Genomic DNA, 11037 nt, shown 5'->3' on the forward strand with positions numbered 1-11037 from the left:
GGTGGTCATGAAGTACACGCAGCTCGGACGCACGGGACTCAAGGTCAGCCGACTCGTCCTCGGCACGATGAACTTCGGACCGCAGACGGACGAGGCCGACAGCCACGCGATCATGGACGCGGCGCTGGACGCCGGCATCAACTTCTTCGACACGGCGAACGTGTACGGCTGGGGCGAGAACAAGGGCCGTACCGAATCGATCATCGGCAACTGGTTCGCCAAGGGCGGCGAGCGGCGCGACAAGGTCGTCCTCGCCACCAAGGTGTACGGCAACATGGCCGCCGACGGCGAGTCGTGGCCCAACCACGACAAGCTCTCCGCCGTCAACATCCGGCGGGCGGTGGACGCGAGCCTCAAGCGGCTCCAGACGGACTACATCGACGTCTACCAGTTCCACCACGTCGACCGTGCCACCCCCTTCGAGGAGATCTGGCAGGCGATCGACACCCTGGTCACCCAGGGCAAGATCCTCTACGTCGGGTCCTCGAACTTCCCCGGCTACAAGATCGCCCAGGCCAACGAGATCGCCGCCCGGCGCGGCGGCACCATCGGCCTCGTCAGCGAGCAGTGCCTCTACAACCTCGCCGAGCGCCGCGCCGAGATGGAGGTCATCCCGGCCGCGCAGGAGTACGGGCTCGGGGTCATCCCCTGGTCGCCGCTGCACGGCGGTCTGCTGGGCGGTGTGATCAAGAAGGAGGTCGAGGGCGGACGCCGGGCGAGCGGCCGGGCCGCGGACTCCCTCGCCAACACCACCATCCGCGCGCAGATCCAGGCGTACGAGGACCTGCTGGACAAGCACGGCGTCGAGCCGGGTGAGGCCGCTCTCGCCTGGCTGCTCACCCGCCCCGGGGTGACCGGCCCGATCGTCGGCCCGCGCACGGCCGAACAGCTGGCGTCGGCGATCACCGCCGTCGAACTGGAACTGAGCGAGGAGCTGCTGGCCGGTCTCGACGAGATCTTCCCCGGCCCGGGCCCCTCCCCGGAGGCCTTCGCCTGGTAGGCGGCACGGCGGTGTGACGGCGGCGGTCGGCTCGGCTACTTCCCGAGCGCCGCCGCCAACGCCACCACCACGAACAACAGCACGAGCACACCGGCCATGATCCGGTTCCGGGTCTTCGGGTCCACGTACCCGAGCCTAACCGGCCCCTCCGAGCGCCCAGCGGGCGACCGCCTCGTAACGGGGCTGCTCGCCCGGGACGCCGGAGGTCGGCAGGTTGCTGCGCACCAGCACGAGTTCGGAGACCGTCCAGGTGCGGCTCGTGAAGTCCGACAGGGCCGTCAGATACGGCCGTACGTCCCTCGCGTCCCGGCCCCGCGCGACCGTCAGATGAGGCTTGTAGCGCCGGTGCTCCCCCATGTCGACTCCGGCCTTGCGCCCGGCCGCCTCCGCCCGGTCCGCCAGCAGCCGCAGCTCCTGTGTCTGGCCCTCGGCCCCCGCCCACAGCACGCGCCCGTGCCCGAACTGCCCGCCGCCCCGCAGCGCCAGCGCGAAGGCGGCCGACCGCCGGGCCGCCCTCTCCAGCCGATCCGACAGATCCGGTACGACGTCGTCGTCGACCTCGCCGTAGAAGGCCAGGGTGAAGTGCCACCCCGGCCGCCCGGTCCAGCGCAGGCCTTCCCCGCCCGGCAGCTTCCGCAACTCGTCCACCGCTGCGGCCAGTTCACCTGTGACGATCTCGGGGGGCAGCACGGCGGCGAAGAGTCTCATGGGGCCAGTCTCGCCGCCATGTCCCTGCGTGACCCGGTCACCGTACGTATCGTTGTACTGCGCGGCTGTCCGTGACCGAGCGGCAGCCGGGGAGGAGCGCGACCGTGACCGTTCTTGAAGACAGGATCGAGATGGCCGAGGAGCGCGGCGAGCTGACTCTGGACGTCTTGTTCGAACACCTCGAGAAGATGCCCATCCCCGAGGGAACGAAGATCGAGATCGTCGGGGGAAACATCTTCATGTCACCGCAGCGGCAGAACCACTGGGAGATCATCTTCGGCATCGCGAAGCAGCTGGACGCAAAGTACTCGCAGAAGCGTCTGGCCTCGGACGTGCGGATCGACTTCCCCGGGCATCTGAACGGTTTCGCCTGTGACCTGGCGGCCATGGCCGAACGGTCGGTGAGGGACGGCAAGGGCCGCTGGTGCTATCAGGACGTCGAGTTCGTCGTCGAGGTCGTCTCCAAGGACACGGCGGGCAACGACTACGGCCCGAAGAAGGACGTCTACGCCGCTGCCGAGGTGCCGGTGTACCTGATCGTGGACCCGTACACCGGCGAGTGGCACCTGCACACCCTGCCCAAGGACGGCAAGTACCACAGCGACGTCAGCTTCCCCTTCGGTGAGGACGTCGACCTGACCGGCACCCCGGTCGGCCTGGTCCTCAAGACCGACGAGTTCCCCCGCGACTGACCCCGCGTCTCACGCAGCCGCCGCCAGTTCCTCGCGCGGCACGAACCGGACGACCGGGTGGCCCCGGTGCCAGCCGAGGGTGAGGCGGAGGTTGCCGACGCGGGCCAGGACCAGGCCGACGACGAGCGCCGCGCCCGCCGCGATCGCGCCGCCGACCGCCAGACCCGCCCGGACGCCGTAGGCGTCGGTGATCCAGCCGGCGATGGGCGCGCCGATCGGGGTGCCGCCCATGAACACCATCATGTAGAGCGACATCACCCGGCCGCGCATGGCCGGATCGGTGCCCATCTGGACCGTGGTGTTGGCGGTGACGTTGACCGTCATGCCGAACATGCCGATCGGCACCATGATCAGGGCGAAGAGCCACAGCGAGGGCGCCGCGGCCGCCACCAGCTCCAGCGCGCCGAAGGCCACCGCCGCGGCGATCATCACCCGCATCCGGGCGGTGCCGCGCCGGGCCGCGAGCAGGGCGCCGACCAGGGAGCCGACCGCCATCAGCGTGTTGAAGGCGCTGTAGGAACCGGCTCCGGCGTGGAAGACGTCGTCCGCGAAGGCCGACAGGTACACCGGGAAGTTGAAGCCGAAGGTGCCGATGAACCCGATCAGGACGATGGTCCAGATCAGGTCGGGGCGCCCGGCCACGTACCGCAGGCCCTCCCGCAGCTGGCCCTTCCCGCGCGGGGCGCGCCGGACGGGGTGCAGCTCGCGGGCCCGCATCAGCAGCAGGCCCGCGATCGGCGCGGCGAACGACAGCCCGTTGAAGAGGAACGCCCAGCCGGTGCCCACGCCGGTGATCATCACGCCGGCGACGGCGGGGCCGACGAGGCGCGCGGACTGGAAGTTGGCGGAGTTCAGGCTGACCGCGTTCTGCAGCTGGTCCGGGCCGACCATCTCGGAGACGAAGGACTGCCGGGCCGGGTTGTCGACGACCGTGGCGAGACCGACGGCGAACGCGGCGAGGTAGACGTGCCAGACCTGGACATGGCCGGAGAGCGTGAGCAGCGCCAGCGCGATCCCGGTCAGGGCCATCGCGGACTGGGTGAACAGCAGCGCGGGGCGCTTGGGCAGCCGGTCGACGAGGACACCGCCGTAGAGACCGAAGAGCAGCATCGGCAGGAACTGCAGGGCGGTGGTCACGCCGACGGCGGTCGCGGAGCCGGTGAGGCTGAGGACCAGCCAGTCCTGGGCGATGCGCTGCATCCAGGTGCCGATGTTCGAGACGACCTGGCCGGCGAAGAAGAGCCGGTAGTTGCGGATCTTCAGCGAGCTGAACATCGAGGACTTACGGGGGGATGCGGGGGCGGGCGGGGAGGTGTGGGGGGTGGTCGGTGCGGGGGCGGATTCTGCTCCGGGTCCCGTACTCAAAGGGTTCACCTCCTCTTTCATTGCTCGTTCGCCTCCGGGGAGCTCCAGGCGCTCCCCTCCGGCTCACTCGCGTGCGACGTACTGCTGCTTACAGATGTGCGAGCTTCTCCAGCACGGGGGCGGCGGCGCGCAGTTTGGCCCACTCGTCCTCGTCCAGGCCCTCGACGAGGCCCGCCAGGAACGCGTTCCGCTTGGCGCGGCTCTCCACGAGCATGGCCTCGGCCTGCTCGGTCTTGGTGACGACCTTCTGGCGCCGGTCCTCGGGGTGCGGCTCCAGCCGGACCAGTCCCTTGGCCTCCAGCAGCGCGACGATGCGGGTCATCGACGGCGGCTGCACGTGCTCCTTGCGGGCGAGCTCGCCCGGCGTGGCACTGCCGCAGTTCGACAGGGTGCCCAGCACCGACATCTCGGTGGGGCTCAGCGACTCGTCGACGCGCTGGTGCTTGAGTCGACGGGACAGCCGCATGACGGCGGAGCGAAGGGCGTTCACGGCGGCAGCGTCGTCGCCATGGGTGAGGTCCGGCATCTCTTTAGCGTAACTCATTACTCTCGCTAAACAAGCTGGCGCGCAGGCCGATTCCCGTGACCCTGGCCACTGAAACGAGAGCTTCACCCGTACGAGTGAGACGACGCCGGAAAGTGACCGCTCGACGGAACCCGCCAGCGACCCTCGTCCCATGGGGACAGAAGTGCTCAGCCTGCGAATAGACCGGGAGCTGCTGGAGCGGCTCAGGGACCACGCGTCCAAAAGGGGAATGAGCGTCCAGGACTATGTCGTCCGGACGCTCATTCGTGATGACTTCGACGAGCGGTTCCAGACCGCCGTCGACGAGACCGAGAGGTTCTACGGGGTCACGTGAGCCCGAGGGCCGGCATCAGGTAGTAGAAGCCGAACACCGCCGCGACGACGTACATCGGCACCGGGACCTCCCGGCCCCGGCCGGCCGCCAGCCGCAGGACGGCGAAGGTGATGAAGCCCATGCCGATGCCGTTGGTGATCGAGTAGGTGAAGGGCATCATCACCATCGTCACGAAGGCCGGGATCGCGAGCGTGTAGTCGGCCCAGTCGATCTCCTTGACCGATCCGGCGAGGATCAGGAAGCCGACCGCGAGCAGCGCCGGGGTGGCCGCCTGGGAGGGGACCATGGTGGCGACGGGGGTCAGGAACAGCGCCACGGCGAACAGCGCGCCGGTGACGACGTTCGCGAAGCCGGTACGGGCCCCTTCGCCGACGCCGGCCGTGGACTCCACGAAGCAGGTGGTGGCCGAGGAGGAGCTGGCACCGCCGGCGGCGACCGCGATGCCGTCCACGAACAGCACCTTGTTGATGCCGGGCATCTCGCCGTTGGCGTTGGTCAGCTTGGCCTCGTCGCTGACACCCATGATCGTGCCCATCGCGTCGAAGAAGCACGACAGCAGGACGGTGAAGACGAACAGCACGCCGGTCAGCACACCCACGTGGGAGAACCCGCCGAAGAGGCTGACCTTGCCGATCAGGCCGAAGTCCGGGGTGGCGACCGGGTTTCCGGGCCACTTCGGGGTGGTCAGGCCCCAGGACGGGACGTTCGCGACCGCGTCGATGATCACCGCGAGGACGGTCATCGTGACGATGGAGATCAGGATCGCGCCGGAGACCTTGCGGACGATCAGCGCGAGGGTCAGCAGCGCGCCCAGGATGAAGACCAGCACCGGCCAGCCGTTGAGGTGACCGTCGGCGCCGAGCTGGAGCGGGACGGTGGTCTGGGCGGCGTCCGGGATACGGGTGACGAAACCGGAGTCGACGAGCCCGATCAGCATGATGAACAGGCCGATACCGATGGAGATCGCCTTGCGCAGGCTGTAGGGCACGGCGTTCATCACGCGCTCGCGCAGTCCGGTGGCGACGAGCAGCATCACCACGAAACCGGCGAGGACGACCATGCCCATCGCGTCCGGCCAGGACATCCGGGGCGCGAGCTGGAGCGCGACGACCGAGTTCACGCCGAGGCCGGCCGCGAGCGCGATCGGCACGTTGCCGATGACGCCCATCAGCAGCGTGGTGAACGCCGCCGTCACGGTCGTGGCCGTCACCAGCTGGCCGCCCGCCAGGTGGTGCCCGTACATGTCCTTCGCGCTGCCCAGGATGATCGGGTTGAGCACGATGATGTAGGCCATCGCGAAGAAGGTGGCGAAGCCGCCACGGATCTCCCGGGGAAGCGTGCTGCCCCGCTCGGAGATCTTGAAGTAGCGGTCGAGCGCACCGGACGCGGGCAGGGCCCCGGGCTGGTCGGGGGGTGCGGGGACCTTGGTGGGGGCCGAGCTGGACATTGGAGGTTCCTACGAGCAGATACGGACAGACGGAAACCGTTTCAGTATGAACATATGAACACTGGGATGCTATCTCCGCGCGTAGACCTGATCACCTCGTAAGCTGGGCCCCATGGCGAAGTGGACCCCGCAGCACGAGGCGCCGGAGCCCCTGGAGGGCCCCGTCGTCGCCACCATCACCGGCGGCACGATCCTCTGGTTCGTCCTCTTCCTGGTGCAGCTGCCGTTCTACGGCTGGTTCGACGACCACGGGCACACCTGGTGGCTGTGGACCTGCCTCACCGGAGGGGTCCTCGGGCTGTACGGCGTCTGGTTCGTCCGGAAGCGGGACGCGGCGATCAAGCGCTCGGCGGCACCGAAGGCGGAGCCGGCCGACTAGGCCCTGCGGAAGAGACCGGCGGCCGGGCCCTACAACCACCGCACGAGTCGGCTCCTCCCGTGGTCGGATCTTTCGGTCGCTCGGCGGGTGAAGGCCCAAAACCGCACGTACCGTCGAATGCATGGCACACATCGACGCGGGCGCCGAACTCGATCCTGTGCACCCCGTACCCCTGCCGGTGGCGACCCGCGGACTGACCGCGGCCGAGGTCGCCGAGCGGGTGGCGCGCGGGCAGGTCAACGACGTACCGGTGCGCAGCAGCCGGTCGATGGGCGAGATCGTCCGGGCGAACGTCTTCACCCGGTTCAACGCGATCATCGGTGTGCTCTGGCTGATCATGCTGTTCGTCGCGCCCTTCCAGGACAGCCTGTTCGGGTACGTGATCCTCGCCAACACCGGGATCGGGATCATCCAGGAGTGGCGGGCCAAGCGGACCCTGGACTCGCTCGCGGTGATCGGGGAGGCCCGGCCGACGGTACGGCGGGACGGGGTGGCCGGCGAGGTCGGCACGGCGCAGATCGTGCTGGACGACCTGATCGAGATCGGACCCGGCGACAAGGCCGTGGTCGACGGGGTGTGCGTCGAGGCCGACGGGCTGGAGATCGACGAGTCGCTGCTGACCGGTGAGGCCGACCCGGTGGTCAAGCGGCCCGGCGACCGCATCATGTCCGGCAGTTTCGTCGTCGCCGGCGGTGGCGCGTTCCAGGCGACCAAGGTGGGCCGCGAGGCCTACGCCGCCCAACTCGCCGAGGAGGCCTCGCGCTTCACCCTGGTCCACTCCGAACTGCGCTCCGGCATCTCCACCATCCTCAAGTACGTCACGTGGATGATGATCCCGACCGCGATCGGCCTGGTGATCAGCCAGCTGTTCGTCAAACAGCACGGCCTCAAGGACTCGATCGCGCGCACGGTCGGCGGCATCGTCCCGATGGTCCCCGAGGGCCTGGTCCTGCTGACCTCCGTGGCCTTCGCGATAGGCGTGATCCGCCTTGGCCGGAAACAGTGCCTGGTGCAGGAACTCCCCGCCATCGAGGGCCTCGCCCGCATCGACACCGTGTGCCTCGACAAGACCGGCACCCTCACCGAGGGCGGCATGGACGTCACCGAGCTCAGGCCGCTGCAGGGCGCGGACGAGTCGTACGTCCGCAAGGTGCTCGGCGCCCTCGGCGAGGCGGACCCGCGGCCCAACGCCTCCCTCCAGGCGATCATCGACGCCTACCCGGACGTCGAGGACTGGCGCTGCACCGGGGCACTGCCCTTTTCCTCCGCCCGCAAGTACAGCGGCGCCACCTTCGACGAGGGCGACGGCGAGAGGAGCACCTGGCTGCTGGGGGCGCCGGACGTCCTGCTCGGCGCGGACGATCCCGCCCTCCTGGAGACCGAACGCCTCAACGAACAGGGCCTACGGGTCCTGCTGCTGGCCCGCTCCTCCCGCGGACTGGACGACGCCGAGCCGGCCCGGGGCGCCCGCCCCACCGCCCTGGTCGTGCTGGAGCAGCGGCTGCGCCCGGACGCGGCCGACACCCTGCGCTACTTCACCGAGCAGGACGTCCACGCCAAGGTCATCTCCGGTGACAACGCGGTGTCGGTGGGCGCGGTGGCGGCGAAGCTGGGCCTGACCGGCACGACGGTGGACGCCCGCCGCCTCCCCTCCGAGCGGGAGGAGATGGCGAAGGCCCTGGACGACGGCACGGTCTTCGGCCGGGTCACCCCGCAGCAGAAGCGCGAGATGGTGGGGGCGCTGAAGTCCCGGGGGCACACGGTCGCGATGACCGGGGACGGCGTGAACGACGTACTGGCCCTGAAGGACGCGGACATCGGCGTCTCGATGGGCTCGGGCTCGGAGGCCACCCGGGCGGTGGCGCAGATCGTCCTGCTCAACAACAGCTTCGCGACGCTGCCGTCGGTGGTTGCGGAGGGCCGCAGGGTGATCGGCAACATCACCCGGGTGGCGACCCTCTTCCTCGTGAAGACGGTCTACTCGGTCCTGCTGGCCGTCATGGTGGTCTGCTGGCGGGTCGAGTACCCCTTCCTCCCCCGCCACCTGACCCTGCTGTCCACGCTGACCATCGGCGTCCCGGCCTTCTTCCTCGCCCTGGCCCCCAACAAGGAGCGGGCGAAACCGCACTTCGTGCGCAGGGTCATGCGGTACTCGATCCCGGGCGGGGTGGTGGCGGCGGTGGCCACCTTCGTCACGTACCTGATCGCCCGTCACCACTACACGGGTGCGGGCCAGTTGGACGCGGAGACGAGCGCGGCGACCCTGACCCTCTTCCTGATCTCCCTGTGGGTCCTGGCGATCATCGCCCGTCCCTACACCTGGTGGCGCGTGGCCCTGGTCGCCGCGATGGGCGTGGCCTTCCTGTTCGTCCTGATCGTGCCCTCGTTCCAGCACTTCTTCGCACTGAAGCTGGTGGGCGTGACGATGCCGTGGATCGCGGTGGGCATCGCGGTGGTGGCGGCGGCCGCCCTGGAGGTGCTGTGGAGGTGGGTGGACCGCCGCTTCCCCGTCTAGTACCGGTGCCGCTTACCTGACGTCGACGAAGTCACCCGTGGCGTTGACCGCCGGGGTGGTCACGGTGCCCGCGAACACGTACCGGAAGTAACCGTCGACGGTGGCCTTGGTGGTGGTCTTCAGGGTGCCCGTCGAACTCGTGGTGATGGTCTTGAGGGTGGTGTAGGTGCTGGAGCCCTTCTTACGGAACTGCAGCTTCACCTTCTGGCCGGCGTAACCGGCGTACTTGTTGGTGTCCCAGTTCGCCCGGGACAGCTTGCCGGTGACGGTGATGGTCTTGCCCTTCTTCACCGGCTCCGGGGCGGCGTCGACCGTCAGCTTGGACAGGCGCTGCAGGTTGGGCGAGGCGAAGGGGCTCTGGTCGGCCAGGCCGACCTTGGTGATGTCGAAGTCGCTGCTGGACGGGTTCTGGCCGTTGAGCGCGATGGCCAGCACACCGGACTTCACCGCGCCCGCGGCGGAGTTCGCGAGGTCGATGTCGGACTCGTCGTCCGCCGGGTACAGGTCGATGACGCCCTTGCACGTGGCGACGGTCGACGAGGTGGCGGTGCAGGTGGCCGGGTCGTCACCGAAGAACTGGGTTTCGCCCTTGAAGACGTACGCGCCGGTCGCGAAGTCCGACGCGGTGATGTCGACGTCGGCGCCGTGCTTCATGGTGTACGTGAACGGGACCTTCACGTGGCCGGTGGCGCCGACCACGATCGCCTTGCCACCGTTGATCTTGACGGCGGAGAAGGTGGCGTCCAGCGGGTAGGGCTGGGGGTCGGTGTCGGCCGCGGCGGTGCTGAACGCCGTCCTGCCGGAGGCGGCGACGGCGGCCTCACGGACCTTCGCGACATCGGCCCGGTACGAGGAGCCGGCGCCGGCGGCGTGCGCGGCCGGCAGGGCGAAGGCGGAGATGGCCAGGGCGCCGGAGACGGCGGCCACAGTGGCACGTATGCGCATGTGTTCCCCATGTGGAGAAAGAGATCGTAGGAGCCTGTTGGCTCGAACGATCAGATCCGTGACGGTCGGGGGAAGTTGTACGTCCGCGGCGGATTTTGGGCGGGGATTACGAAGAGCTTGCACAACACGGGGACACGGCGGCCCGGGGTCCCCGTCCGGCGCCGCCGTGTCCCTGCGAGGTCCTACTTCACGTCGACGAAGTCACCCGTGGCGCTGACCGCCGGGGTCGTCGTGGTGCCCGCGAAGGAGTAGCGGAAGTAACCGTCGACCGTGGCCTTCGTAGTGGTCTTCAGGTTGCCGGTGGAGTTGGTCTTGATGGTCTTCAGCGTGGTGTAGGTGCTGGAGCCCTTCTTGCGGAACTGCAGCTTCACCGGCTGGTTGGTGTAGCCGTGGTAGTGGCCGTCCTCCCAGTTGGCGCGGGAGAGCTTGCCGGTGACGGTGATGGTCTTGCCCTTCTTCACCGGCTCCGGAGCGGCGTTGACCGTGAGGGTGGAGCGGCGCTGGAACTTGGTGGCCGTGACGTTGTCCTGCGTCGCGACACCGACGTTGTCCAGGTTCGGGTTGTCCGGGTCCTCACCGTTGAACGCGACCGCGAAGGCGCCGGCCTTCCAGTTGCCGGCGTCCGTGTTCAGCAGCCACGCCGGGTCGATCTCGATGGTGGCGGTGCAGTTGGCGGCGGTGGCCGAGGTGTCGGTGCACTTCGCGTTCGTGCTGTCGATCCACTCGTCCTCGTTCGCGAAGTCCGCGCCGCGGTACAGCTCGACGGCCGAGAAGAAGTCGGCGGCGTGGATGTCGACGTCCGCGCCGTGGGTCAGCGTGAAGGAGACCGGCGACTTCACGACGGCGGTGGTGCCGATGACGATGTTCTTGCCCTTGTTGACCTTCACGTTGGAGAAGGTGGCGTCCAGGGCGTACGGCGTACCGGTGTCGGCGGCGGCGGAGCTGAAGGCGGCCTTGCCGGAAGTGGCGGAGTGGGCGGCCTTGTTGGCCGCGGCGACACCCGCGGGAACCTTCGGTCCGTCGGCGGCGAGAGCGGCCGGCGCGACGAAGGCGGAAAGGGCCATGGCGCCGGTGACGGCGGCCACGGTGGCACGAATACGCATGCGTTCCCCATGTGGGAGAGGGG

General features: G+C 69.0%; 11 protein-coding genes. 5 read left to right on the top strand and 6 right to left on the bottom strand.

What is annotated here, in order from left to right; genetic code table 11:
- The first annotated feature begins 7 nt into the window (after positions 1–7).
- Complete coding sequence (locus ACWCQ1_RS13335; protein ID WP_358592387.1) at positions 8–1000, top strand: aldo/keto reductase; 993 nt, start codon at positions 8–10, stop codon at positions 998–1000.
- A gap of 135 nt (positions 1001–1135) precedes the next feature.
- Here the strand turns inward: ACWCQ1_RS13335 and thpR are convergent, their stop codons facing one another.
- A complete protein-coding gene (gene thpR / locus ACWCQ1_RS13340) occupies positions 1136–1708 on the bottom strand; it encodes an RNA 2',3'-cyclic phosphodiesterase (protein ID WP_451026493.1) in 573 nt (190 codons plus the stop codon).
- Positions 1709–1812: 104 nt separating this feature from the next.
- Here thpR and ACWCQ1_RS13345 point away from each other — a divergent pair, with 104 nt between their 5' ends.
- Complete coding sequence (locus ACWCQ1_RS13345; protein WP_451026494.1) at positions 1813–2400, top strand: Uma2 family endonuclease; 588 nt, start codon at positions 1813–1815, stop codon at positions 2398–2400.
- 9 nt (positions 2401–2409) lie between these two features.
- Here the strand turns inward: ACWCQ1_RS13345 and ACWCQ1_RS13350 are convergent, their stop codons facing one another.
- Positions 2410–3765 (bottom strand): MFS transporter, encoded by a 1356-nt coding sequence (locus tag ACWCQ1_RS13350; RefSeq protein WP_133045622.1) that lies wholly within the window; start codon positions 3763–3765, stop codon positions 2410–2412.
- An 88-nt stretch (positions 3766–3853) separates the two neighbouring features.
- The gene (locus tag ACWCQ1_RS13355) at positions 3854–4291 is read right to left on the bottom strand and encodes a MarR family winged helix-turn-helix transcriptional regulator (protein ID WP_133045623.1); all 438 of its coding nucleotides are present in this window, start codon (positions 4289–4291) and stop codon (positions 3854–3856) included.
- A gap of 151 nt (positions 4292–4442) precedes the next feature.
- Here ACWCQ1_RS13355 and ACWCQ1_RS13360 point away from each other — a divergent pair, with 151 nt between their 5' ends.
- Positions 4443–4625, top strand: a complete 183-nt coding sequence (locus tag ACWCQ1_RS13360) for a CopG family antitoxin (RefSeq protein ID WP_133045624.1) — start codon at positions 4443–4445, stop codon at positions 4623–4625.
- Here the strand turns inward: ACWCQ1_RS13360 and ACWCQ1_RS13365 are convergent.
- Complete coding sequence (locus ACWCQ1_RS13365; protein ID WP_358592379.1) at positions 4618–6072, bottom strand: NCS2 family permease; 1455 nt, start codon at positions 6070–6072, stop codon at positions 4618–4620. The two genes, ACWCQ1_RS13360 and ACWCQ1_RS13365, sit on opposite strands and share 8 nt — an antisense overlap.
- A gap of 112 nt (positions 6073–6184) precedes the next feature.
- On the opposite strand from ACWCQ1_RS13365, the gene ACWCQ1_RS13370 reads away from it, so the two are divergent.
- Together ACWCQ1_RS13370 and ACWCQ1_RS13375 are read left to right on the top strand one after the other, a co-directional pair.
- Positions 6185–6451: a DUF2530 domain-containing protein gene (locus tag ACWCQ1_RS13370; RefSeq protein ID WP_133045626.1), complete on the top strand. Its 267-nt coding sequence runs from the start codon at positions 6185–6187 to the stop codon at positions 6449–6451.
- A 121-nt stretch (positions 6452–6572) separates the two neighbouring features.
- The gene (locus ACWCQ1_RS13375; RefSeq protein ID WP_451026495.1) at positions 6573–8966 is read left to right on the top strand and encodes an HAD-IC family P-type ATPase; all 2394 of its coding nucleotides are present in this window, start codon (positions 6573–6575) and stop codon (positions 8964–8966) included.
- A 12-nt stretch (positions 8967–8978) separates the two neighbouring features.
- Here ACWCQ1_RS13375 and ACWCQ1_RS13380 read toward each other — a convergent pair whose 3' ends face one another.
- Positions 8979–9911 carry a hypothetical protein gene (locus ACWCQ1_RS13380; protein ID WP_358592375.1) on the bottom strand — a complete coding sequence of 311 codons (933 nt, stop codon included), beginning with the start codon at positions 9909–9911 and terminating at the stop codon, positions 8979–8981.
- 182 nt (positions 9912–10093) lie between these two features.
- Positions 10094–11014: a hypothetical protein gene (locus ACWCQ1_RS13385; protein WP_451026496.1), complete on the bottom strand. Its 921-nt coding sequence runs from the start codon at positions 11012–11014 to the stop codon at positions 10094–10096.
- Positions 11015–11037 lie beyond the last annotated feature (23 nt).

The organism is Streptomyces sp. NPDC002144, from assembly GCF_053593695.1.